This is a genomic window from Amycolatopsis vastitatis, from assembly GCF_002234595.1.
Taxonomy (GTDB): Bacteria; Actinomycetota; Actinomycetes; order Mycobacteriales; family Pseudonocardiaceae; genus Amycolatopsis; species Amycolatopsis vastitatis.
Map to the genome: position 1 here is coordinate 247447 of NZ_NMUL01000010.1, position 23255 is coordinate 270701.

The following is a 23255-nucleotide window of genomic DNA, read 5'->3' on the forward strand; positions in this document are numbered from 1 at the left end:
CAGCGGTGTGCCGACGGCGACCCGGCCGACCTCGGCGGCCACGTCTTCGGCCGCCATGGCTGGATGCGGGCGTCCGGCAGGCGCACGGTGTTCCCCTCGGTCAGCGTGTTCACGCCCGAGTCGGGTGACGCGGGGACCGCGTTTGTGACAGCCCGGATGTCACAAACCACGGCGGCATCCTGTCCTGGCTGGGGACACCGACCTGACGAACCGAGGTACCGCATGGACACCAGTGGCGCCCACGCCATCGAGACGATCGACGATCTCCGCCGCCACCTGCAGTGGGCGATCGAACTCGAGCACGCGACGATTCCCCCGTACCTGTGCGCGCTGTACTCGCTGGACCCCGTCCGCAATCCCGAAGCCACCCAAGTCGTGGGCACGGTCCTCGCCGAGGAGATGATCCACCTGGCGCTGGCCGCGAACCTGCTCAACGCCGTCGGCGGCACGCCCAAGCTGGACACGCCGGAGCTGCTGCCGCCGTACCCGCATCCGTTGCCGCACGGCGACCGGTCCGTGCACGTCCACCTGGTCCCGTTCGGCCCCGAAGCGCTCGAGCTGTTCTTGCGCATCGAACAGCCCGCGTCGGCGGACGACCCGCCCCAGGGCGACGGATACCGGACGATCGGGCAGTTCTACGCCGCCGTCGAGGCCGGCTTGCGCACCCTGTGCGACAAGCTGGGCGAGGACGAGGTGTTCAGCGGCGACCCGGCCCGGCAGATCGGCGAGTACCACCTCCGGGGCGGGGGCGGCGAGGTGATGCCGGTCCGCGACCTGAAGTCCGCGTCGGCCGCGCTGGCGGAAATCATCGAACAGGGTGAAGGGGCCGCCCGCACGGACGTGTGGGACGGCGACCACGACGTCTTCCACCCCGAGCGGGAAGAGGTCGCGCACTTCTACCGCTTCCAGGAGCTCCGGCTCGGCCGCCGCTACCGGACCGGCGACACGCCACAGTCCGGGCCGACCGGCGAGGAGATCACGGTCGACCTCGACGGCGTGCTGCCGATGCGGCCCAACCCGCGGACCGCCGACTATCCGGAAGGCAGCCCCATCCGCGTCGCCCAAGAGGCGTTCAACCAGACCTACAGCCTCCTGCTCTACCAGCTGGAAGAAGCCTTCAACGGCAGCCCGGACCAGCTGAAGGACGCCGTCGGCACGATGTTCGGGCTGCGCAAGCAGGCGCTGGCGCTGATGAAGCTGCCCACCGGCGACGGGACGACGACCGCGGGCCCGACCTTCGAGTACGTGCCACCCGAGCGGCGGAACTGAAGCACGGACGCCGCGCTCGCCGGTACCTCGCCGCCGGCGACTTCGCCGCGGCCGGGAAGATCCGGGGCGGCGAAGTCATCCCAGCGATCGGTAACGTTCGCTGATCATGGGGATATATGGTGTATGGCTGGGGAGCACCGGGTTGTCGTCTGGGTGGGGTTCCTCGTGCTCGACCGCACGGGCGAGCAGAACGAAACTGACAACCGAACATATGACAACTATGGGTAGCGCAAGAATTCGCGGCCTGCTGGCGTCCTCTGTCGCCGTTCTCGCCGCGGTGACCGTGATGACCGGGGTCCTCGCCCCGGTGGCGAGTGCCGCTTCGGCCGGGACTCCGGCGGCGGTGATGCAGACGCCGGACGAGTTGCGCATCAACGCCGCCGCCGTCGTGGGGCTCGCGGTCACTCCGGAACTGCTGCGGATCAGCGAAAGCAATTTCGTCTACGAGATCTACCGGGCCGCGACGCAGCAGGGCGAAATCGCGCAGGAGGTCCAGTTCGAGGCGCTGGACGCCTACCTCTACGAGAGGACGTCGTATTTTCTCACGGCGGGGATCTACGAGGCACACCAGCGGGATCTGGACCGCGAGGCGGTGTACCAGGCGCGGCGTACGGAGCGGCAGCCCGCGGCCACGCTGCTCGGCTTCGAGCTGACCTCGATCCTGCTGGCCAAGGACGACAAGAACTTCGTCTTCGCCTTGTGGGAGCGGGCCGCCGGGGGTTCGTTCGTGAAGGCCGCCGCGGGTGCCGTTTACAGCGGAACGCCGGCGGAGCAGAAAGAGTTCATCCTCCGCGGCATCTTCGTCGAGCATCAGCGTGACCTGGAAGCGGCCGAGAAGGAAGCCGCCGAGAAGAAGCTTCGTGACGCACGGGTGAAGGCTGCCGCCGTCGTCGGCATGGACCCGGCGCTGGCCGCGCAGTTGACGGACAAGGACTTCGTGGAGGCCATCTGGTTCCACGGCCTGGCACCTCGGGATTCCGAGGTGTATTACCAGGCTTACACCAGCCGGACGCCGGAGCAGTGGCGAACGTTCATCGACACCGGCATCTTCGAGGCTGCGGCCAAGGACAAGGTGGACAACATCAAGGTTCGCGCCGCCGCGGTCGTCGGTATCGACGCTGGGTACGCCAGGTATCTCCAGGAGGGCCCCCTGGTCCGCGAGATCTGGACCAGAGCGAAGCCCGGCACTCAGGTCCAGGCTGCCGCATATCGAGCCCTGCAGAGTGAATCACCCGCCCAGTGGCGAACCTTCCTGGAAACCGGCATCTTCACCGCCGACGCCGCGGACAAGTCCTGAGGCTCCCGCTGTTCCGGCAACCACCCGTTGAAGCGTGCGGATCATCGACTCGCCGGTGCGACGCAGCCGCAGGTTCGGGCGTCTCGAGGCCGGGGAACTTCTCTCGGAGCTGACCCGGGGGCTCTGACCTGGTCTTTTGTGTGGTAGTAAGCTGCTTCGTCCGACGAGGAGTCCCGTTTGTGCTTTCTGCAAACGGGGCTCTTCGTTTGTCAGGCGAGTACGGCGAATGTCCGACCAGGCCTCACCTGCAAACCTGGAACGGATAGTTCGAGTTCATTTTGCCGCCGGTTCTTAACATTCGCTTACGGAGGCCGGTCGGCGGTGTCTCCCGAGGTGCGGAGTCTCTAACGTCTGTCTGTGCCGCCGTCCCGTTTTCCCTTGTGTCACAAGGAAAGGACGAGTACATGGACACGTCTCTGGTTCGTCGCCTGTTGGCGGAACTCGCCGGCACGGCCATCCTGTGCCTGTTCGGCATCGGCGCCGCGGTGTCTGTCGCGGCGGCCCGTGCGGGTGGGCCCGGTCTGCTGATCATCGCGTTGGCGCACGGGCTCGCACTGGCCGTCGCGATCTACGCCTTCGGTTCGGTGTCGGGTGGGCACTTCAACCCGACGGTCACCGTCGCGCTGGCCGCGCGTGGCCGGTTCTCCTGGCGGGAGGTCCCCGCGTACGTGGTCGCGCAGCTCGCCGGCGGCGTGCTCGGTGCCGCGCTGGTCTATGCCACCTACGCCGACACAGCCCTCGCCGCGGGACTGGGCGCCACGACCTTCGGTACCGGTGCCGGCTACATCCAAGCGCTGGTGGCCGAGGCGATCGGCGCGTTCATCCTGGTCACCGCGGTGTTCGCGCTGGCTGTCGCGCCGAACGCGCCCAGGGGCGTGGCCGGGATCGGGATCGGGCTCGCGCTGGCCACCCAGATCATGGTGTTCGGTCCGCTCACGGGTGCCTCGGTGAACCTGGCCCGCACGTTCGGCCCGGACGCGGTGCTGTCCCTCGCCGGTGAGGGTGCCGCATGGTCGCAGCTTTTCGCCTACCTCGCCGGTCCGCTCGTCGGCGGTCTGGCCGCCGCGTTCCTGTGCGACTACCTCGTCACCCGCCGGTCGGCGGTCGGGGCCGGAGTGTGACGTGAACGGCGAGGACCCGTGCCGCACTTGTGCTCTGCGAACCGCTGCCGCGCTCGGCTGGACTCTCGACGACGCCCCGCCCACGGTGGCGCCGCGGCATCGTTGTCCGTGGGAACGGAACGATCGATCCAAGTCGACGGACAACGGGACGGACCGATCGCGGATGGCTGAGCCGCCGGAGCTGCTGGTCCAGTAGTTCCAGGCCGCCTCGCTGCCCGCGGCGGCCAACTACACCAACCACATCGCGTGATCTCCCTCGACCCTGCCTGGGCCGAGCGGGAGAGAACGCCGCCGCGCGAGTTTCAGGCGTGGCTGGAGGTGAGGGTCGCCCAGACGACCTTGCCGCCGGACCAGCGGCGGCTGCTGCCCCAAGCCTGGGCGGTTTGGGCGATGATGCGCAGGCCGAGTCCGGGATCGCGCAGGTCGGTGCGCTCGATGAGGGTCGCGGGCCGGGGACTGTCGTCGGCGACCGCGATGGTGAGCAGGCCTCGGCGGAGGTCGAGGCGCACCTCGGGTGAGGACGTGGTGTGCTGAAGCGCGTTGCCGACGAGCTCTCCGACGATCAGAGTGCCGTCGTAGACCAGCTCGGGTACGTCCCAGTCCGTCATGAACTCCCGGAGGAACGCGCGGGCGAGCGTCGTCGCGCTGTCGGTGCGGGGGAACACCCGGAGGGCCCAGCGACGGACCGGGATCGTCTGCCGTCGTTCGGCTGCCTCGACGTCGGCGTGCACGGCGACGAACTGGTCGATGCCGTAGCGGTGGAACGTGTCCAGGTGGACCGGCTGCCGGGTGACCAGGGAGAAGGGGATGCCGGGCCAGTTGCCGATCCGGCGTGCGACCAGGGGGAACACGGCGGCCGGGGACAGTTCGCCGATGCGCAGCCCGTCCACGTCGGCGATCAATCCGGGTGGGCCGTCGGCGGCGACCTTCAGCAGGCCGTCGCGCAGGAACCCGTAGCCGGAGAGGTCGAGTTCCCCGGTAACGGTGACCAGGGTGCTGGCGAGCCGAGCTGTGGGCTCCAGCGTGACACTTCGGTCACGGCGTCCGGTCATGGTCCCTTGCTGACAGGGCCGGATCGAGGTCGGGCTTCCACCGCCTCAAGCTACTCTCCGCCGAGTCACCGCGATACCGGCTGGGAGGCGGCCGGAGTCTCTTCCATGCGCAGCAGGGCGCCCTGGCTCTGGCCGCCGGCGGAACGCGGTGCGCTGCACAGCAGCCGGACGACCGCGGGCCGGCCCCGGCGGTTGATCGCCTTCACCGTCAGCTCGCTCTGGAAGCCGGCGTCGGCCAGCGCGTCGCGAACGGCCGGCCGAAGCTCGGTCAGTGGCAGCCCGATGTCGAGGTTGAGCGGCGCCGCCCGAAAGAGTGTCCGATGTAGACGATTTGCCGAGGTCGGCGTGGCCGGCGAACTTCGGCTGTGCCGCGACCTGAGTGGCGGGCGAAGCGTGCGTCGCCGGCCCAGACTTCGACGAGCCTGTCGCCCGCTGCTTGTGCCGCTCCCGTGTGCGAATCGTCGGTGTCGATCGCGCACGGATTTCCCGCGTCGCGCCGCCGAGGACGGTCAAATTCGCGCTGTAGCCGCTCGAGGCGAGGTTTTCTGCGATCGTGGTGTACTGCGGCGCGGCGAAGCCCAGGCCCGGTTCCAGGATGACGAGGGGGGAACCGACCTCGGCTGCGGGAGCGTCGGCTACGGCGCGGACGCGCAACGGATTGGTCCGCGCGGGGCAGATCGATGCGGAGGACCGCGAGGCCGGTCCTGATCATCGATCGCAGGCTCGGCGCGCCGTCCGGGTCCGGGCAGACGCCTACGATGGTTGTCCAGGGAGGTCCTGGCTGACCATGAAGACTGGTGACACACAGGCGCACCGGGCCGGTTCAGGCGATCCGGCGTCGCCGCCGTCGACTTTGCTGTACCTGGTGAAGCAGGTCGAGCTGTCCGTGCGCGCCGGGCTCGACGCGCTCGTCCGTCCGGCGGACATCACGACGCTGCAGTACACCGCCCTGACCGTCCTCGAACGCCACCCCGACCTCACCGCCGCGCGCCTGGCCCGGCACTCGTTCGTCACCGACCAGAGCATGGCCGACATGGTGACGACGCTGCTGAACCGGGGACTGATCGAGCGCCATCGCGACCCCGCCGACCGCCGCCGCCTCGTCATCGCCCTGACGCCCGCCGGGCAGCGGCTGCTCGACGGGCTCCGGCCGCAGGTGGCCGCGTTGCAGGACCACATGCTCTCGCTGCTTTCCGACGGCCAGGCCGTCGAACTGCAACGCTCGCTGGAACTGTGCCGTCGCGCCTTGCTCGAGGACCGGGTCGAAAGTGACCCACCACCCCGCCCGGCGGACGAAAATCCCCGGTAGAAGCCCTCCGCCCGGCAATAGTCAGGAAACCTGTACATCTGGTTTTCGGTGTGGTTTGCTTCACAATCGTGAGTGAGACCGTCGCCCCTTCCGGCCCGGCTGCGCCCGTGGAACTCCGGCGCGGCACCTTGGTGGCGGCGGCCGCGGCCGTCGCCATCGCCCAGATCGGCCTGTCCATCCCGGCCGTCATCAACGGCTTCATCAACCAGGACCTGCACACCACGTCGACGACGCTGACCTGGATCTCCGACGCCTTCCTGGTTCCGGTGACGCTGCTCGAGCTGTCCTTCGGCGTGGTCGGTGACCTCTTCGGACGCAAGCGGCTGCTGGCCGCCGGCGCCGCGCTGATGGCCGTGGGCGGGCTGCTCGGGTTCTTCACACCCAGCGGCGGTACCGGCGTGCTCATCACCGGTCAGGTGGTTTCCGGCATCGGAGCCGCGGCGATCTTCCCGACGTCGATAGCGATGCTCGCCGCGGGGACGCAGAGCGTCCGGCAGCGCGCGCACTCCATCTCGATCTGGGCCGCCGCCCTCACCGGCGCCGGTTTCATCTCCCCGGTGCTGGCGGGCCTGCTGGCCCGCATCCCCCATTCGGGCGGTGAGTACGCGAGCTGGCGGTACGCCTTCCTCGCCATGGCGGTCCTGGCCGTGGTCAGCTGTGCGATCACCCTGGTGGGTGCGCAGAACTCCGCCGCGCCGCTGGGCCGGTCCCTGGACTGGCCGGGCCAGATCACCATCGCGATCTCCCTGTTCGCGTTGCTGTACGCGGTGATCCAGGGAGCCGAAGACGGCTGGGGCAGCGTTCCGGTGATCGGCGGGTTCGTCGTGGCCGTCGTGTTCATGGCGCTGTTCGTGGCGATCGAGCGCCGGGTGGACCGGCCACTGATCCGCCTGGACCTGTTCAGCAACCGGATGTTCACGGTCTCCGCGGTGGTGACCGTCGTCGGCATGTTCGCCTACCTCGGCACCGCGTACGCGACGAGCATCCGGCTGTCGGCCATCCAGGAGTACACCCCGCTCGCGACGTCCCTCGGCTTCTTCTGCCTGAACGTGATGGGCGTGGTGCTGTTCCCGGTCAGCACCCGGGTCGTCGAGCGCTTCAGCCCCGGCGTCGTGCTCGGGACCGGCATGGCGCTCATCGGGATCGGCGACTTCGTGCTCGCCGCCATTCCGGCCACGAACCTCTCCATCGGGGCGGTCGCGGCTCCGCTGCTGGTCGTCGGCGCCGGGTTCAAGCTGGCCGTCACCTCGATCACCGTCGTCGCCGTGAACAGCGTCCCGACGTCCAAAGCCGGCATGGCCAGCGGGGCGACGAGCATGTTGCGCGACGGTGGCCTGACGCTCGGGCCCGCCATCGTGGGCGCGATCGCGCTGACGAACGCCGCGAACGCGATCAACGCCGAAATCGCCTCGTCCCCGTCCCTCAAGTCCGCACTGGACAGTTTCTACGCCGCACCGCAGCACGTCCCCGCCGCACAACGCCCGGCGGTGGAAGCCGCCGTCCACGCGGTGAAGTCCGGCCCGCTCGGGCAGAACGGCGTCCCGGCGCAGGTTCCGGGGCCCGACGGCACACCGATCCCGTTCAACCCCCTCAAGGACGTCGCGTTCCACGCACTCTCCCACGCCTACGCCATCGGCTACCTGGTGTGCGGCATCGCCGCCGCGGCGGCCGCCCTCATCGCGTTGACGATGCTGGGCCGACGGCGAAACCAGGACGTGTTCACCGAACCCGATGCGGGCGAACGGCCTTGAGCGCAGCCTGCCACGTCGGCGTCAGCCCTGGCTGCGCTCGCGCCGGTGCGGCGTCCAGATCTTCTCGGCGCGGATGCCGGCCTCCGGGGTGAAGTAGTCGCCGGTCTTGAGGTCCTCGAGCAACGTCGCGTGCGTCGGCGCCCAGCCCAGCAGTGCCTGGGTGTGCTCGCTCGAGACGGGCACGTCGAGGGAGAAGAACCGGGCCAGGAAGGGGTTCCCCAGGTGCTCGGAGGCCTGCTCGACGGTCAGCGAGGCCGTCGGGACGTCGAGCGTCCGGGCGACCTGCTCGGCGATGCTCCTGATCGTGACAGCGCTTTCGCCCACGCCGTGCAGCACGGCGCCGGCCGGGGCTTTCTCCAGCGCCAGCCGGAAAAGGACGGCGGCGTCGGACCGATGGATCGCCGGCCAGCGGTTGGTGCCGTCGCCGATGTAGGCCGAGACGCCCGTTCTGCGCGCGGCTGCGATGAGAGCCGGAACGAAACCGTGGTCACCTGGTCCGTGCACGGTCGGGGCAAGCCGCACGACGCTGGATCGCACGCCCTGATCCGCGAAGGCCAGGCAGGCCTGCTCGCCCGCGATGCGGAAGGCGGCGACGGAACCGGGATCCGGCGCGTCCTGCTCGGTGCTGATCCGGCCGGCCGTGGTCACCAACGTGCCCGACGTGCTGACGAACGGCTTGCCGGATCCGGCCAGGGGCCGGCCGAGCGCCTCGATCGCGGCGCGGTCCCGGCGGATCAGGTCATCCGGATCGGCGTAGTCGCCGCCATAGGCCATGTGCAGGACGCCGTCGGCGTGCTCGGCCCCGTCGCGCAGGCTGCCGAGGTCGTCCAGACTGCCGCGGTGCGGTGTGGCGCCCAGTGACTTCAGCCGGGCGGCCGCGCCGTCCGAGCGGGCCAGGCCCGTCACGGTGTGACCGGCGGCGACGAGCTCCGCGACGACGGTGGGGCCGGTCTGGCCGGTACCACCGGTGACAAAAACACGCATGGAATACCTCCGGTAACGCCACTCACTGGCGCTACTTAGCGCCAGTGAGTGACTCTACGCGTAGCGCCACTCACTGGCGCAACGTGACGCCAGTCACTGACGCATTGCGGTATTCTCGGACGGTGCCACGAAGCGGAGCGGAAGCGCGCCGCCGTCTTCAACAGGCGGCCTTGGAGCTGTACCGGGAACGGGGATTCGACCAGACCACGGCGGCGGAGATCGCCGCCAGGGCCGGGGTCAACGGGCGCACCTTCTTCCGGCACTTCCCCGACAAGCGCGAGGTGCTCTTCGACGGCGAGGCCGACCTGCGCGCGACGCTGATCCAGGCGGTGGTCGAGGCGCCCGAGAGTCTGGAGCCGTTCGACGCACTGCTGTGCGCGTTCCGGAAATCCGCGCGGAACCTGGAGGACAACCGCCCGTTCTCCGAGCCACGGTGGAAGGTCATCGCCGTCACACCAGCGCTCCGCGAACGGGAGCTGGCCAAGCATGCTCGGCTCACCGACGCTGTCGCGGAGGCGTTGCGGCAGCGTGGTGTCGGCGCCGGGATGGCCGACCTGGCTGCCCGGACCGGCTGGGCCGCCTATCAGCACGCGGTGCAAGCATGGGTCGACGACCCCGCGCAGGGGTTGGATACGCGTCTCTGCCAAGCCTTCGACGATCTGCGGGCCCTCTCCGCGGCCCTGCCGGCGCAGGCGGACTCCGAACGCTGAAGCAGCCCGGTGCCAGGTCACGGACGCCAGGTGGCCCGGGACCGCTGATCTCCAGACCAGTGAGCTGCTCGATTCCGGTCCCAGGGGCCAACTCCGGGTGCTGCGGCCGCGGAGTCGGTGACATACCCCGTGTTTCTCAGGCAGGTCCGCTGGTGCCATAGTTTGCCGACCATCGTTCTGGGGAGGCATGGATGACCCACCGGCGTCTTCGGGCCGCTGTCGTTCTGGTGACGATGCTCGGGCTCTCCGCTTGCCGGCCCGCGCCGGAGGCTCAGCCGGCCGGATCGGGCGCCCTGCGGACGAACATCCTGGTGGAGAAACCCGGCAGCGAGCCGGCGGCCGAATACGAGGGCACGCCGGTGTACTACCCGTGCGCCGTGCTCACCGACGACGTCATCGCCGCCGCCGGGCTGGCGTACACCGACCACACTCTCGCCGGCGGCACCCGCCTCAGCCCGGGCGCCGATCGTCCCGAGCTGGCCGGCACCACGTTCGAAGACATCTCCTGCCGCGGTTACCTCCGACGAGCCGCCGGCCGCGACGAGCCGGAAGTCATTCTCACGACGCTCAACGCCAAGCTCTCCAGCCCATCCGCCTGGCGTCTCGCCACGTCACCGCAAGCGGAGAAGGCCGGAGCCGCCAACGGCGTCGGGTACCACCGTCTCCCGGACCGCGGCGACGACGAAGTCACCGTGGCCTTCGACGACGGCGGTCACGGCTCGGCCAACGCCTTCACCCTCAACTTGCGCCACTTCTCGGCGATCGCGGACGGCGAAAAGGCCTTGGCCAAGCTCATCGACGGCGTCACCAGGAACATCGCCGCGGGCCCCCGGCCGATGCCCGAGCACAGCTACCCGGAGCCCTACGGCCTGACCGCCGAGCCGTGCGACGCCATGCCACCCGAAGTCTTCACCGCGGTCACGGACCTGCCGACCGACGGCCTCCAGAAGGACTTGTTCGGGGTGGACGAGCACGACGTGGTGAACAACCGCGCGATCGAGATCACCTGCGAACGCGTGTCCCTGCTCGACCGGACCGAACGGGATCCGGCGAGCCTGTCCGTCCAGCAGACGATCTACGCGGAGGGCCCGGCCGTCGCGGCCGACGACGTCCAGCGCATGTGCGCCTACGAGGCGACCACAAAGGACAACAGCCCCCTGCCGCAGCCCGTCGGCGACGTGAGTTGCGGTGTGCGGGGGAACACTGTGACCGGCGGGGCCACCGTCTGCTTCCACGTCGGCCGCACAATGGTCCGGGTAAGCCTCACCTCGCACGAGATCACCGGACCGGCCGCGATCGCCAAAGTGGCCGACGGCGCCAAGCAGATCTACGCGCTCCTCAACCGCTGAGCCGGCCGCGGCTTGGCGGACGGCGGTCCCCACGATGCCCGCCGGCGGTCTTGCACTGCCGCGGCGCCACGGCCCTGCCCCGGACTATTGGGCATTTCCCTGGCCAACCCCGTTCCGGTTCGCGCGCGGCGACGGCAATCCGCACACCCCGGGTGTCACGAAACGCGCGGCAGCGCGAGCCAGTCCTGCCAGGTGATGTCGCGGCCCGGGCAACGGGGCTGCCGGAACGGCCAGTCGGCGGCGATCCACTGCGGCACCAGCGCGTCGAGCGCCCGCTCCACCTCGCCGCCGACGAGATCGTCCACCACCCACCAGGAAACCTCGCCGTCGGCGCCGGTGCGCTCGGGCGGGTCGATGTAGACACAGCCGAAGATCGCCGTTTCCTCTTCGTCCAGCAGCGCGTAGTTGAACGACTGGTGCGCGGCTATCTCCTTCTCGTGCCGCAGCAAGTCGACGCGGTCCTCTTCGTAAGTCATCGTCTTCTTCGGCCAGGCCCAAGCCGGACCGAAGACCGTCCACAGGCGTTCCTGCGAGCCCATCACGGCGGGATAGTCGAGCGCGGTGTCCGCCTCCCGGATCGGCCGCAGGTGCAGCGCGGTGTCGGGCACCGGGACGTGCACAGGGTGGACGAAGTCGTCAGGCAGCCAGCTCATGAGAGCCGATGTTACAGCCGGTAGCGGCAGCGCCCGCGATCATCCCGCAGCCGTCGGGGTGATCCGGGGTGCGGCCCGGCGTCCTGTACCCGGTGACTGGCACGCTGATCGGGTGCCCGAGCATCACGAGCTGATTCGTCCAGCCCGGCCTGAGGACGCCGAGGGTGTCTGGCCCCTTGTCCGAGAATTCGCCACTTCGTTCACGCCGGAGCGGACGGCGTTCGACGCGACTTGGCAACAGGCGGTGGCCGCTACCCACACGCTGGTACTCGTTGCGGAGACCGTCAACGGCGACATCATCGGCTACCTCCTCGGCAACAGTCACCGAACGTTCTTCGCGAACGGCCCCCGACGCCGCCTCTATCGCACTCGCGAGTCGACGAGCAGGACACTTCTACCTCGCCCTCGGCTACGAAGACTCTGCAGTGTTCTACAAGCACACCCTGCGCTAGCCACAAGCCGGACCGCGGTGGGTGTCGAGGATGATCCGCGGGCGATGCCGAAGATCCAGGCCCGTGCGTCGTCCCGCCGCGGCGGCAGGTCGTCAAGGCGTCTCCAGGCCACCAACCAAGGACTCCGAGACCACGTCCCTCAGCGTGCGTGGGGTGCACTCACCGCTGCGCGAAGCGGAGCACGTCGGCCATGGCCGCGCCGCATCTCCATACGTCAGCGTACGTATCGCCGATGGTCGCTCTCGTGCCGACGCGGGAAACCCAGATCTGCGGCACAGTCGGGAAGTCGTCCGCGGCAGACTGTCAACCCTTCCAAGGAGCAGGGATCATGGCGTCCACACCAGCATCCGACGTTCAGGCACGCCGCCGCACCCCGGCGTGGTGGGCCCTGATGGGAGCGATCGTGTTCCTGGTCGCGTACCTGTCGGTGAGTTTCGTCGGCGGCGCACTCAGCGACCGGAGCCTGCCCCTTCCGGACGCCCCGGCGGCCGACGTTGCGGCGTACTACTCCGCCAATCTCGCGGCCGCGGTGGTCGTCGCCCTGCTGCAGGCCGTCTCCGTCCTCGGTTTTGCCGGATTCGCCCGCGCCATCGTGCGGGTTTCGACCGCCGAACCGGCCAAGGCACGACTGCTTGCCGGGACCGCCGGGATCTCCGTGATGGCCATGCTGGTGTCGTGCGCCCTCTCCCTCACCTTGGCGATCAACGCTGCCTCGGCGTCCTCGACCACCGTCCAGACGCTCCGGCTGGGCAGCTTCTACGCCGGCGGGGTCGCCAATGTGGCCACACTGGGCCTGTTCGTCCTGGCTGCCGCGTCCGTGCTCGCCCGCGGCCGTTTCCTCGGTGCACCGTCCCGCTGGTTCGGCTATGTCGCCGGGACCCTCGCGACACTCTCAGTGCTGTCCTTGGCGTTCTCCTACGCGACCGCCTTGCTGCCCATCGGCCGGATCCTGTCGATGGTGTGGACGGTGGTCGTCGCCATCGTGCTCGCCCGGGGTCAGCGGCCGGAGCCAGAACAAAGTGACGGTACCGTGCCTCAGAGAGCGTGGCAGGATGGAACGATCCACCCTAACTGAGCAACCCGGTAGTGTTTCCGAGTCGTCGACGGAATTCCTGGAGAAGCTGTGAACTCGGACGAGACCCGCGTGGCCGTTCTCGGAGCGCTCAACCTGATCTACTCGCCGCTGATGGCCGACGACCTGGCGATGGTCGCACAGGTCGCTGAAGGGGTGGAGCTCGGCGAGGACGATCTCGTCGAACTCGCCGAAGCAGACCGCCGGGACTTCTTTTCGGGGAGTGAGCGTCCGGTGTGGATCTGCCCTGCGATCGAGTATGCCGGCGGTGCGGCGAACGACGAGTTCTTCACGAGGTCCGATTGGGCGGTGCGAGAGCGGGTTGTTCGTGATGTCCTGTCGGAATCTCAAGAGATCTGGCTCCTGTGGCGATTCGGTAGTCTCATGGAGACGTTCATCGAGAAGCGATTGCCGAAAAACGCGGCAGTCGTCCGGCTTCAGGAGCGTATCGATGACCTGAGCATCCATCTGCCGGAATCGCGCCTGGCGGAACGGCGTTCCGAGCGTGGTGAGCAAACCAATAGTCTGGCTACCTGCTATGAACTCGCTGAAGATATGTACGGTGAATTGGTTTCTCAGGAACGCGTGGCACAGCGCGACGCCATCGAAGTCCTCGAGCGGCTTCCCCTGCCGACGCGATACTTCGGCGTGAGCTGAGCCGAAGACCGGAACCGGCCGCAACTCGCCGACGAAGTTGCGCCCGGCCGGAACAGTCACGAGTTCCTGTCACCACGCGCCGGCTGGGCACGCCGGTGTTGCGGGGCCGTGGCGGAGCTGGCCGAGAACCCGGCCGCGGCGGCCGTGATCGTTCTGCTCCCTGCTACGTGCTGTGGTCCTCCTCCGCCTGCGCCAGATACCGCGCCACGGGGCCCAGGGTCAGCATTCCACTGGCGGCGCCGGCGTCTTCCGCGCGGGCGTCCCGCACGGCCGTCGCGGCCTGCGCGGCGACTCTGCGTTCGCCGAGGCGTGCCGCGGCGTGGGCGGTCAGGCACCACATCGCCTCCTGCAGGTGGTCGTGCGGTGGTTCCGGCACCGCCGCGAGGGCGGCGCGCGCTTCCTTTTCCCGGCCTTGGGCGAGCAGTGTGTGGGGACGGGCCCAGGGTAGGTACGGTCCCCAGTCGAGGTGGTGGTCGGTGGGCGCGGGACGGCCGTGCAGCAGACGCAATCCCAGCAGGGCCACCGGGAACAGGCCACGGTGCAGTCCGGGCATTCCGGCGGAACGAAGGGCCTCCTCGGCGGCGCGGTACTCCGCCGCCGCGGCGGCGGGCGTCGGTCCGCCGGGTTCGGTGCTGCGGGCGGCGGTCACCCGGGCCCGGAACCAGGCGGTGAGGACGGCGACGAGCGGAGCCTCCGTGGTGGCGGCGAGTTCTTCGGCTGCTGTGGCGTGCGCGGCCGCGGCGTCGAGGTCGCCGCGGGCCGAGGCGGATTGCAGGCGGACGAGCCGGCCGAGGACGGCGAAGTTCGGCAAGTCGTGGCGGGTCGCCAGGGCGAGGATTTCGGTGCCGATCCGGTCTCGGGTGGTCGCGAGCCCGGGGCGGGTGAAGGACTGCAGGAAGACGCCGTTGAGCGCGAACACCAGCAGGGCGGGATCGGCCAGCTCCCGGGCCAGCGCCTCGGCCTGGCTTGCTGCCTGCCGGGCGCGGCTCAGCTCGGCTGCGCCCAGGTCGGCGCTGCGGCTTTCGACGGCGATCGTGGCCAGCAGGCGCGCTCTCAGGTCGGCCGGGCCGTCCGGGCCGAGCGCGATGAGCGTGCGTTCGGCGGCCGCGACGACGGCCCGCGACTGTCCGGGGTCGTCGGCGCGGCTCCAGAGGGCGGGCACGTCGTAGGCGCCGATGATCCGGGCGGTCAGTGAGCGGTCTCCGGTACGTTCGGCCGCCTGGATCGCGGTGAGGCGGTCGCGCCGGGAGTGGACGAGGGCGTCGCCGCCGGCCAGCGCGAGCGTGCGGGCCAGGTCCACGGTGGTGCGCGGGCCGAGCCGGGCCCCCGGGCCGGTCCACGCGGCCGGTGTGCCGTCGGCGGGGCCGGCGAGAAGGTCGGCCTCCAGGCGTTGCAGGCCGGCTCCGGGGTCGAGCCCGAGCTGGTCGACGAGCAGGTGGCGGGCGCGGCGGAGGGTGGCGAGGGCGTCGGCCTGGCGGCCCGCGCGGTGCAGGGCGCGGGCCAGCAGTCCCCAGGCCGGCTCGCGCCACGGGTGTTCGGCGACGTGCGCGCCGAGGTCGGCGACGAGATCGGCGCCTTCCCCCGAGTCGAGGAGGATGCCGGCGCGCAGTTCCAGCGCCGCCAGTCTCAGCTCCTCCAGCCGGTTCCGCTCACGCTGCGCCCACGGCGAGTCGGGCACGTCGGCGTAGGCGGGCCCGCGCCAGGACGCGAGCGCCGCGTCGAGGTCGGTGACCGCGGCGGGGGACCGGCGGGTCCGGGCGAGGGCGTCCTCGAACCGGTGGACGTCCACGTTCTCGCGGGGCAGGCGCAGCGCGTAACCGGGACCTTCGGTGACGATCACCCGCGGCGGCGTGCGGGGTGGCCGGTCGGGTTCGAGCGCGCGGCGCAGCGCGGCGACGAACGTCCGCAGCGCCCCGACCGCGCGGGCCGGTGGCTCGAGCCACATGTCTCCGACCAGGACGTCGGTGGGGACCATCCGCCCTTCGGCGGCGACTAGCCGGGCAAGCACTTCGCGGTGGCGGGGACCGCCGAGGTCGGCCGGGGTGCCGTCGTCGCCCAAGGCCCGCACGGCGCCGAGCACGTCGATTCGCATGCGCCCATCATCCGTGCCCGCGACCGGGTGCGCCTCGGCGCACTGATCGGTTGCTGATCGCCGTCGCCCACGCTTGGCCAGGTCAAGTTCCCGACCCGGAAGACGGCCTTCGATGACACTCTCCATTCCCGGTTTCGACCACGTCCGCCTGCCCGGTGCCGGCGGCGCCGAGCTGGCCGCCGCGGTCGGCGGCAGCGGCAGCCCGGTGGTCCTGCTGCACGGTTTCCCCCAGACGCACCTGATGTGGCGGCACGTCGCCGAGCGGCTCGCCGGTGAGCACACGGTGATCTGCCCCGACCTGCGCGGTTACGGCGCAAGCGACAAGCCCACGGCCACCGGCGAGGACGTGTACGCCAAGCGCACCATGGCCGCCGACGTCGTGGCCTCGGCGGCGGCACTCGGGCACGAGCGCTTCGCCCTCGTCGGCCACGACCGGGGCGCACTGGTCGCCTTCCGGGCGGGCTTGGACCACCCCGAGATCGTCTCGCACCTGGGCATCCTCGACGTCGTCCCGACACTGGACATGTGGAACGTCCTGCACGGCGTCCCGGCGGCGGTCGGCTACCACCTCTTCCTGATGGCGCAGCCGCCCGGCCTGCCGGAGACGATGATCGCCAACAGCGCGGACGCGTTCTTCGGCTCGTTCCTCGACGCCTGGGCCAACGACCCGGCCGCGATCCCTCAAGAGGTGCGTGCCGAATACCTGCGGGCGAGCGCGGCTGCGGTGCCGTCGATCGTCGCGGACTACCGGGCCTCGGCGGGGATCGACGTCACACACGATCAGGCGGACCTGGACGCCGGTTCGCAGCTGGCGATGCCGGTAACGGTCGTCCAGCAGGACTGGGGCGCACAGCTGGGGTACGACGCCGCCGGGGTGTGGAAGGCGTGGGCACCGGACCTGGACCACCGGCTGACCCGCGCGGGGCACTTCATGGCCGAGGAAGCACCGGACGAGATCGCGGCGGCGATCCGGGACCTGCTGGCTCGCTGACGTGACGACGGGCTTCTCCGGGAACGAGCCGAGGCTGCCGGCGGCCGGGGTGACCGACAAGGTCCGCGGACAGCTCGCCGCTGCCGGAGGGCGCGCGGCGGGCTTGTAGGTTCCGGCGGGACGGAACTCGCCGAGCCGGCGGCCTGCGTGCGGCAGTCGGACCCGTGCGTTGCGGGCCGGCCGCCCGCACCGCTGCTCGGTTCGGCGTCCTGGATGGTCGTCCGGCCCCGGCGCTGTCCCGCGTCGGACGGCTTACTCCGATCGGGTCGTACACCACAATGGACTGTATGAACAGGAGGCTCGAGTGAGCGCTACGGGACTGGCGGCCCGCCTGGCAGCGGCACGAGCCGGTGCGCTGGTGGGCCGGGAACCGGAGCGGGCGGAGCTGGACCGGATGCTCTCGGGCTCGGCGGGCGCTCCGGTCGTGGCGTACCTGCACGGCCCCGGCGGCATCGGCAAGTCCGCGCTGGTGCGCTACGCAGCCGGGCAGGCGGAGCTCGCCGGCCGGCGCGTGGTGCCCGTCGATGCCCGGTTGCTCGACGCCGATCCCCGGCGGCTCGAGGAGGCCGCCGCCGTCGCGTGCGCCGAGCCCGGCGCGGTGCTGCTCATCGACACCTTCGAGCACTGCCAGAGGCTGGAGTCGTGGCTGCGGGACACCTTCTTGCTGCGGCTCGCCGAGGGTGCGCTCGTGGTGCTCGCCAGCAGGGTTCCGCCCGATGTCGAGTGGTCGCTGGACCCCGGCTGGAAGCAGCTGTTCACCGCACTGCCCGTGCGGCCGCTCGACGCCGCCCAATCCGACGCCCTCCTCGCTGCCCGCGGTGTGCCGGCACCACAGCGCGGTGCCTTCGTCACCTTTGCCGGAGGCAGCCCGTTGGCCCTTTCCCTTGCCGCCTCCGTGCCCACCGCGGCACCCGGCGCGCCGTGGGTGCCCACCGGGGACGTGCTGACGACCCTGGTCGAGCGGCTGGTGGGGGACCTGCCCGGCTCGGCTCATCGGCGCGCCCTCGAGGTCGTCGCGCAGGCCCACGTCACCCGCGAGCCGCTTCTGCGCGCGCTACTGGGTGACGAAGACACCGCGACGACGTTCTCCTGGCTGCGTCAGCAGCCCTACATCGAAGCCAGTCCCGAGGGACTGCACCCGCACGACGCCGTGCGTGCCACGCTCGAAGCCGACCTGCGCTGGCGGGACCCCGAGCGCTACGACGACGTCCGCGTCCGCATCTCGGTCGCTTGTCTGCAGGCGGTGCGCTCCGCGTCCGAGGACGACGCCCTGATGCGCGTCGCGGAGTGGATGTTCCTCTTCCGGAACCAGGGCAGTGCGGGCACCGCCTACGAGTGGCGGGCACATCCCCAGGTCGAGGACACCCCGCTCCAGCCAGGTGACGTGCCCGAGGTGCTGCGCATGGCCGAGGAGGCCGAGGGCCCGGCCTCGGCGGCCGCAGCCGCGCACTGGGTGCGCAGCCAGCCGGAGGCCTTCCGCGTCTACCGCTACGCGGGCTCCACCGCGCCGGTGGCGTTCATGGCCATGCTGCGGCTGGAGACACCGCTGCCGGAAGACTGCGCCGGTGACCCGGTGATCGCGGCGGTCTGGGACCACGTGGAAGCGACCGCTTCGGTGGGGCCGGGTGAGCACCTGGGCATCCGGCGGTTCGCGGTGCAACCGGGCCGGCACCAGCGGCCGTCGCCCGCGATGGACCTGGTCAGCCGGCGCACCATCGCCGAGGAGATGCGGACCCGGGGACGCGCGGTGACCTTCACCGTCTTCGAGGACGGCGAGCGGTGGCGGCGTTACCTCGCCCACGCGGGGCTGCTGGAGGTCGCGACCGTGGATGTCGGCGGACACCGGCAGCACCTCTTCGGCCGGGACTGGCGGCGGCAACCGGTGGAGCAGTGGGTGGAGGACCGGGTCCGGGCCGGGGTCGTGCCCGAAGTGGGGTGGACCGCGGCTCCGTCGCCGGGTGGTTCGGGTGACGAGCTGCCGCGGGCCGCGTTCGAGGCGGCCCTGCTCGAGGCGTTGCGCACGTGGCACACGCCGCGGGAGTTCGCGACCAGCGTCCTGCTGCGCTCGCACCTCGTGCCGCCGGGGTCGGCCGATCCCGTGGCGGACCTGCGCGGCGCGATCACGGCGGCGCTCGAGGCGCTGCAGGTCGACTCGGTCGGCGTCAAGGCCTACGAGGCGCTCACCACCAGGTACATCGCGGTTTCCCGCACCCACAAGGGCGCCGCCAGACGACTCGGGGTGCCCTACGGCACCTACCGGCGCCACCTCGCCTTGGCCAAGGAACGCCTCGTCGAGCAGCTGCTGCAACAGCCGGCCATCGGGTCGTTCCGTGGGCCGCTCCGCGTTCGTGGTGAGACGCTGCCGAGCGAGGCGGCGGCGAACGCGGGTGAGCGCGCACCACGGCAGCAGGGTTGAACCTTCTCCTCGAGTCCGGTGGGCAGTGCTGGGCCCGGGTGAGCAGTGCCGGACGTGGAGACCGGGCAGGGGTGCGGGGCAGGATCGGGGGAGCGGGGCGGTGCCGCCGCCCGCGGACATCGAGGGACCGCCATGAGCATCCCGTACCTCGCGCACCGGGAAGACCACCAGCAGCTCCAGTGGATCGGGGAAAGTGAGTTCAGTCCGGAAGAGATGGTTCGCCACGCGGATCACGCCCCGCGCGAGTCCCGGTGAGCCGGTCCGTGTGGAGCCCGGTTTCGCTGGCCGTCCTGTGTGCCGGTGCCGGCTACGCGCGTCCCACCCGCCGGCTCGCGGACCGGATCACGGAGTCCGTCTGCGGGGTGCTCGCGGCCGGCGGAGTGCAGGTCGAGGTGGAGGTGCTGGAGCTGGGCCGGCTGGCGCCCGACCTCGCCCAGCGCGTCGCCCGGGGGCAGGCCAGCCTTGATCTGCGCGAGGCGATCGCGGTGGTCGTGGCGGCCGATGGACTCGTGGTGGCCACACCGGTGGTCGCCACTTCCCCCAGCGACGTCTTCGCTTCGTTCTTCGACATCCTGCGGGGCGGGGTCCTGTCCGGCATGCCTGTGCTTCTCGCGGCCAACAGCGGCTCGCGCTGGCAGCCACCCGACATCGGGCAGGTGCTGCGCGGACGCCTCACCGGCCTGCACGCCGAACCCGTGGCCACTGTCGTCGTCGCCGGCCCTGAGGACTGGGAGGCGCCGGCTCACGGCGTTGCCGCGCGGCTGCGCGGACGCATCGACCAAGCCGCCGCCGAGTTCGCCGCGGTGCTGATCTCCCGGGCGCGGTGAGCGACCTCACTTGCTTTGAATTCGAATCAAAGATACCTTGTCTCTAGTTGCTTCAACTTCGAAGCAACCCGCAGGAAGCGAAAGCGAGATCCACCGATGAAGGCAGTGCGTTTCCACGAGTACGGCAACCCGGACGTCCTGCACTACGAGGACGTGGAGCAAGCGGTTCCCGGATCCGGACAGGTCCGGATCCGCGTCGCCGCGACGTCGTTCAACGGCATCGACGCAAATGTGCGTGCGGGCAACATGCGCGGCCCCATGCCGGTGGTGCTTCCGCACACTCCCGGCCGCGACGTCGCGGGCACGGTCGACGCGCTGGGTGACGGTGTGGACGGCCTCGAGGTCGGTGCCACGGTCATCGGTTTCCTGCCGATGACCGACGATGGCGCGTCCGCGGAGTACGTTCTCGCGCCGGCCGGCATCCTGACGCCGGCACCCACGAGCATTCCGCTGTCCGACGCCGCCGCGTTGCCGCTGGTGGGGCTGACCGCCTGGCAGGCGCTGTTCGACCACGGCAAGCTGGCGGCCGGGCAGCGGGTGCTGATCAACGGCGCCGGCGGCGCGGTCGGCGGCTACGCCGTGCAGCTGGCCAAGAACGCCGGTGCCCACGTGATCGCCACGGCCGGCCCGGGCAGCAGCGAGACGGTCAAAACGGCCGGCGCCGACGAAATCATCGACCACACCACCACCGACGTGGCCGCGGCGGTGACCGAGCAGGTCGACCTCGTGCTCAACCTCGCCCCGGTCGACCCGGCCGCACTCACCGCGCTGGCCGCCCTCGTCCGCGCCGGCGGCGCTGTGGTGAACACGACGGTGTGGATGCCCGCCCCCAGCGACGAGGAGCGGGGCGTGCGGGGCATCGACCTGTTCGTCCGCAGCGACGCCGAGCAGCTGTCGCAGCTGGTGGCGCTGGTGGACGGTGGGAAGCTGCGCGTCGAGGTCGCCGAGCGGGTGCCGCTGGCCGAGCTGCCGGCGCTGCACGCCCGCGCCGCCGAAGGCGCCGTGCACGGCAAGGTCGTCGTCGTCCCGCCCACCGCCTGACCCCCCACCCAGTCTGAAAGGCAGCGACCATGTCACTGAGCTTGGATCCCGAAATCGCCGAGGCGCTGGCCCCGATGGCCGGCGCGATGGCGGACGCCACACCGCCGGCGGTGGGCGACATCGAGGCGCGGCGCGCCATGTGGGAGCCGATCATCGGCGCCGCGGGAACGGCCCAGCCGATCCCGGCCGACGTCAAAACGCGCGAGTACTACGCGACTGCGGACGACGGAGCGCAGATCACGATGCGCTGGTACGTCAAGGACGGTGCGACGCCGGGTCCGGCGGTGCTGTTCTTCCACGGCGGCGGGTACATCTTCGGCCACATCGACCTGTTCGACGGACCGGTCAGCCGCTACGTCTCCGCCAGCGGCGTGCCGATGCTGTCGGTCGAGTACCGCCGGGCCCCCGAGCACCCTTATCCCACGCCGCTCGAAGACGCCTACGCCGCGCTGCGCTGGCTGCACGAGCACGCCGCCGAACTGGGCGTCGATCCGGAGCGGATCGGCGTGCTGGGCGACAGCGCAGGCGGCGGCATGGCGGCTGCGCTGACGATCCTCACCCGTGAACGCGGCGGCCCGAAGATCGCCCGCCAGATCCTGCTCATGCCGATGCTCGACGACCGCACCACCACCCCCGACCCGCACATCGCGCCGTACGTGCTCTGGTCCTACGACGACAGCCTCACCGCGTGGCCTGCCCTGCTCGGCGACACCGCCGGCGGCCCGGACGTCCCGGCCACGGCGGCCCCGGCCCGGCTCGAAGACGCGTCGGATCTGCCGCCGGCCTACATCGAGGTCGGGCAGCTCGACGTCTTCCGCGACGAGGACATCGCCTACGCGACCAAGCTCAGCCGGGCCGGCGTGCCGGTGGAATTCCACCTCCACCCGGGCGCCCCGCACGAGTTCGACTCCATCGCCTTCGACTCCGACGTCGCCCGGCGGGCCATCGCCGACCGGGTGCGGGTCCTCAAGTCGATCTGATAGTTCAAGCGAGATTCGACCAAGCAAGCTGCCGCCAGGTTGCGGCGACACGACAAAGGAAGTTGCTCATGAGCGACAAGAAGATCATTACGGTGCTGGGTGCGACGGGCGCTCAGGGAGGAGGTCTGATCAGGGCGATTCTGGACGATCCCGACGGCCCGTTCGCCGCGCGCGCCGTCACCAGGAACGCGGCCTCGGCGAAGGCCCGTGCGCTGGCCGAGCGTGGCGCCGAGGTGGTGGAGGCGACCCTGGACGACGAGGAGTCGCTGCGCAAGGCGTTCGAGGGCGCCCACGGCGCCTACGTGGTGACCAACTTCTGGGAGTCCATGTCCGCCGACGTCGAACTGGCACAAGCCGCCACAGCCGCCCGTGCCGCGAAGGCGGCCGGGGTCGCCCACGTCGTCTGGTCGACCCTGGAGGACACCCGCGCGGTCATTCCCGTGTCCGCCCGGCGGGCCCCGGTGCTGCAGGACCGCTACACGGTCCCGCACTTCGACGCCAAAGCCGAGGCGGACACGTTCTTCCGCGACTCGGGTGTCCCGACGACCTACCTGCGGAGCACCTTCTACTGGGAAGGATTCACCCAGGGCTCCGGGCCGATGCGCGGCGAGGACGGCCGGCTCGTGCTCACCCTGCCGATGGGCGAGGCCATGCTGTCCGGCATCGCGGCCGAGGACATCGGCCGCACCGCCTACGGGGTGTTCGCCGCCGGCGACGAGTACGTGGGCAAGACCGTCAGCATCGCGGGCGAGCACCTGACCGGCGCCGAGTACGCCGCCGCGTTCGCCGACGCGCTGGGCGAACCGGTCGACTACCGGCCGCTCACGCACGAGGAGTTCCGCTCGCTCGGCCTGCCTGCGGGTGACGAGTTCGGCAACATGTTCCAGTTCTACGTCGAAGGCGAGCGCGACTTCGTCGGTGCGCGCGACCTGGACGTGGTGCGGAGGCTCAACCCGCGGCTGCAGACCTTCCGCACCTGGCTCGACGAGCACATCGAGGCAGTCAAACCCGCATGACCGCCATCGACAGCCGGACGTCGGGAGACCCGTACCTCGCGGTCGACGTGCGCGGTGCGTTCGTCGTGGTGCAGGCGTTGCGGCACAGGGGGCCGGGTTCGCGGCCGCCGGCCGGAACGCGGTGGCCGGCGCCACCGGGGTTCGCTGCTGGACCGTCGCTTCTGCGAGGCGGGCCGGATCGGCGGACAGCACACGGTTCGAGTTCGAAGCAGTAGG

At 70.7% G+C, this 23255-nt stretch carries 21 protein-coding genes; 15 read left to right on the top strand and 6 right to left on the bottom strand.

Annotated features, from left to right (window positions below; all coding sequences use genetic code 11):
• The first annotated feature begins 222 nt into the window (after window positions 1-222).
• The 3 genes from CF165_RS13590 (at window position 223) to CF165_RS13600 (ending at window position 3687) form a co-directional block, all read left to right on the top strand.
• Window positions 223-1269, top strand: a complete 1047-nt coding sequence (locus CF165_RS13590) for a ferritin-like domain-containing protein (protein WP_093947851.1) — start codon at window positions 223-225, stop codon at window positions 1267-1269.
• A 142-nt stretch (window positions 1270-1411) separates the two neighbouring features.
• Window positions 1412-2566 carry an ALF repeat-containing protein gene (locus CF165_RS13595; RefSeq protein WP_240521574.1) on the top strand — a complete coding sequence of 385 codons (1155 nt, stop codon included), beginning with the start codon at window positions 1412-1414 and terminating at the stop codon, window positions 2564-2566.
• 404 nt (window positions 2567-2970) lie between these two features.
• Window positions 2971-3687 (top strand): MIP/aquaporin family protein, encoded by a 717-nt coding sequence (locus CF165_RS13600; protein WP_093947852.1) that lies wholly within the window; start codon window positions 2971-2973, stop codon window positions 3685-3687.
• Between the two features lie 302 nt (window positions 3688-3989).
• On the opposite strand, the gene CF165_RS13605 is transcribed toward CF165_RS13600, so the two are convergent.
• Together CF165_RS13605 and CF165_RS52570 are read right to left on the bottom strand one after the other, a co-directional pair.
• Window positions 3990-4739, bottom strand: coding sequence for an ATP-binding protein (locus tag CF165_RS13605; protein ID WP_093947853.1), 750 nt, complete (start codon window positions 4737-4739; stop codon window positions 3990-3992).
• A 65-nt stretch (window positions 4740-4804) separates the two neighbouring features.
• Window positions 4805-4945, bottom strand: a complete 141-nt coding sequence (locus CF165_RS52570) for a hypothetical protein (protein ID WP_240521575.1) — start codon at window positions 4943-4945, stop codon at window positions 4805-4807.
• Between the two features lie 581 nt (window positions 4946-5526).
• Here CF165_RS52570 and CF165_RS13620 point away from each other — a divergent pair.
• Together CF165_RS13620 and CF165_RS13625 are read left to right on the top strand one after the other, a co-directional pair.
• Window positions 5527-6048 (top strand): MarR family winged helix-turn-helix transcriptional regulator, encoded by a 522-nt coding sequence (locus CF165_RS13620; protein ID WP_093947854.1) that lies wholly within the window; start codon window positions 5527-5529, stop codon window positions 6046-6048.
• A gap of 68 nt (window positions 6049-6116) precedes the next feature.
• Window positions 6117-7799, top strand: coding sequence for an MFS transporter (locus CF165_RS13625; protein WP_240521576.1), 1683 nt, complete (start codon window positions 6117-6119; stop codon window positions 7797-7799).
• 21 nt (window positions 7800-7820) lie between these two features.
• Here the strand turns inward: CF165_RS13625 and CF165_RS13630 are convergent, their stop codons facing one another.
• Window positions 7821-8783, bottom strand: a complete 963-nt coding sequence (locus tag CF165_RS13630) for an SDR family oxidoreductase (RefSeq protein WP_093947855.1) — start codon at window positions 8781-8783, stop codon at window positions 7821-7823.
• A gap of 122 nt (window positions 8784-8905) precedes the next feature.
• Here CF165_RS13630 and CF165_RS13635 point away from each other — a divergent pair, with 122 nt between their 5' ends.
• Both CF165_RS13635 and CF165_RS13640 read left to right on the top strand, forming a co-directional pair.
• Window positions 8906-9493 (top strand): TetR family transcriptional regulator, encoded by a 588-nt coding sequence (locus CF165_RS13635; protein ID WP_093947856.1) that lies wholly within the window; start codon window positions 8906-8908, stop codon window positions 9491-9493.
• Between the two features lie 191 nt (window positions 9494-9684).
• Entirely contained in the window at window positions 9685-10842 is a 1158-nt protein-coding gene (locus tag CF165_RS13640) for a hypothetical protein (protein WP_143268573.1), read from the top strand.
• A 155-nt stretch (window positions 10843-10997) separates the two neighbouring features.
• Here CF165_RS13640 and CF165_RS13645 read toward each other — a convergent pair whose 3' ends face one another.
• Window positions 10998-11495 (bottom strand): GNAT family N-acetyltransferase, encoded by a 498-nt coding sequence (locus CF165_RS13645; protein WP_093947858.1) that lies wholly within the window; start codon window positions 11493-11495, stop codon window positions 10998-11000.
• A complete protein-coding gene (locus tag CF165_RS51170; RefSeq protein WP_158226778.1) occupies window positions 11479-11820 on the bottom strand; it encodes a hypothetical protein in 342 nt (113 codons plus the stop codon). Before CF165_RS51170 ends, CF165_RS13645 begins: the two co-directional genes overlap by 17 nt.
• Window positions 11821-12338: 518 nt before the next feature.
• Here CF165_RS51170 and CF165_RS13655 point away from each other — a divergent pair.
• Window positions 12339-13022 carry a hypothetical protein gene (locus CF165_RS13655; RefSeq protein ID WP_093947859.1) on the top strand — a complete coding sequence of 228 codons (684 nt, stop codon included), beginning with the start codon at window positions 12339-12341 and terminating at the stop codon, window positions 13020-13022.
• 48 nt (window positions 13023-13070) lie between these two features.
• Window positions 13071-13676 (top strand): hypothetical protein, encoded by a 606-nt coding sequence (locus tag CF165_RS13660; protein WP_093947860.1) that lies wholly within the window; start codon window positions 13071-13073, stop codon window positions 13674-13676.
• Between the two features lie 163 nt (window positions 13677-13839).
• Here the strand turns inward: CF165_RS13660 and CF165_RS13665 are convergent, their stop codons facing one another.
• The gene (locus CF165_RS13665; protein ID WP_093947861.1) at window positions 13840-15768 is read right to left on the bottom strand and encodes an AfsR/SARP family transcriptional regulator; all 1929 of its coding nucleotides are present in this window, start codon (window positions 15766-15768) and stop codon (window positions 13840-13842) included.
• A 112-nt stretch (window positions 15769-15880) separates the two neighbouring features.
• Between CF165_RS13665 and CF165_RS13670 the strand changes: the two genes are divergently transcribed.
• The 6 genes from CF165_RS13670 to CF165_RS13695 all read left to right on the top strand — a co-directional run bounded on the left by CF165_RS13670 (window position 15881) and on the right by CF165_RS13695 (window position 23039).
• Window positions 15881-16759, top strand: a complete 879-nt coding sequence (locus CF165_RS13670; protein ID WP_093947862.1) for an alpha/beta fold hydrolase — start codon at window positions 15881-15883, stop codon at window positions 16757-16759.
• 304 nt (window positions 16760-17063) lie between these two features.
• Window positions 17064-19175 carry an ATP-binding protein gene (locus CF165_RS13675; protein ID WP_240521577.1) on the top strand — a complete coding sequence of 704 codons (2112 nt, stop codon included), beginning with the start codon at window positions 17064-17066 and terminating at the stop codon, window positions 19173-19175.
• A 251-nt stretch (window positions 19176-19426) separates the two neighbouring features.
• Window positions 19427-20002: an NAD(P)H-dependent oxidoreductase gene (locus tag CF165_RS13680; protein WP_093947863.1), complete on the top strand. Its 576-nt coding sequence runs from the start codon at window positions 19427-19429 to the stop codon at window positions 20000-20002.
• Between the two features lie 96 nt (window positions 20003-20098).
• On the top strand, window positions 20099-21043 hold the full coding sequence (locus CF165_RS13685; protein WP_093947864.1) for an NADP-dependent oxidoreductase: 945 nt from the start codon (window positions 20099-20101) through the stop codon (window positions 21041-21043).
• A 29-nt stretch (window positions 21044-21072) separates the two neighbouring features.
• A complete protein-coding gene (locus CF165_RS13690; protein WP_093947865.1) occupies window positions 21073-22023 on the top strand; it encodes an alpha/beta hydrolase in 951 nt (316 codons plus the stop codon).
• A gap of 68 nt (window positions 22024-22091) precedes the next feature.
• Window positions 22092-23039, top strand: coding sequence for an NmrA family NAD(P)-binding protein (locus CF165_RS13695; protein ID WP_093947866.1), 948 nt, complete (start codon window positions 22092-22094; stop codon window positions 23037-23039).
• Window positions 23040-23255: the final 216 nt, after the last annotated feature.

What these genes read in the sequence shown, in the direction of transcription:
- CF165_RS13600 (WP_093947852.1), top strand. Translation starts at nt 2,971, where the DNA reads ATGGACACGTCTCTGGTTCGTCGCCTGTTGGCGGAACTCGCCGGCACG.
- CF165_RS13645 (WP_093947858.1), bottom strand. Translation starts at nt 11,495, where the DNA reads ATGAGCTGGCTGCCTGACGACTTCGTCCACCCTGTGCACGTCCCGGTG.
- CF165_RS13670 (WP_093947862.1), top strand. Translation starts at nt 15,881, where the DNA reads ATGACACTCTCCATTCCCGGTTTCGACCACGTCCGCCTGCCCGGTGCC.
- CF165_RS13685 (WP_093947864.1), top strand. Translation starts at nt 20,099, where the DNA reads ATGAAGGCAGTGCGTTTCCACGAGTACGGCAACCCGGACGTCCTGCAC.
- CF165_RS13695 (WP_093947866.1), top strand. Translation starts at nt 22,092, where the DNA reads ATGAGCGACAAGAAGATCATTACGGTGCTGGGTGCGACGGGCGCTCAG.
- CF165_RS13620 (WP_093947854.1), top strand. Translation starts at nt 5,527, where the DNA reads ATGAAGACTGGTGACACACAGGCGCACCGGGCCGGTTCAGGCGATCCG.
- CF165_RS13630 (WP_093947855.1), bottom strand. Translation starts at nt 8,783, where the DNA reads ATGCGTGTTTTTGTCACCGGTGGTACCGGCCAGACCGGCCCCACCGTC.
- CF165_RS13690 (WP_093947865.1), top strand. Translation starts at nt 21,073, where the DNA reads ATGTCACTGAGCTTGGATCCCGAAATCGCCGAGGCGCTGGCCCCGATG.
- CF165_RS13640 (WP_143268573.1), top strand. Translation starts at nt 9,685, where the DNA reads ATGACCCACCGGCGTCTTCGGGCCGCTGTCGTTCTGGTGACGATGCTC.
- CF165_RS13665 (WP_093947861.1), bottom strand. Translation starts at nt 15,768, where the DNA reads ATGCGAATCGACGTGCTCGGCGCCGTGCGGGCCTTGGGCGACGACGGC.
- CF165_RS13590 (WP_093947851.1), top strand. Translation starts at nt 223, where the DNA reads ATGGACACCAGTGGCGCCCACGCCATCGAGACGATCGACGATCTCCGC.
- CF165_RS13655 (WP_093947859.1), top strand. Translation starts at nt 12,339, where the DNA reads ATGGGAGCGATCGTGTTCCTGGTCGCGTACCTGTCGGTGAGTTTCGTC.
- CF165_RS13605 (WP_093947853.1), bottom strand. Translation starts at nt 4,739, where the DNA reads ATGACCGGACGCCGTGACCGAAGTGTCACGCTGGAGCCCACAGCTCGG.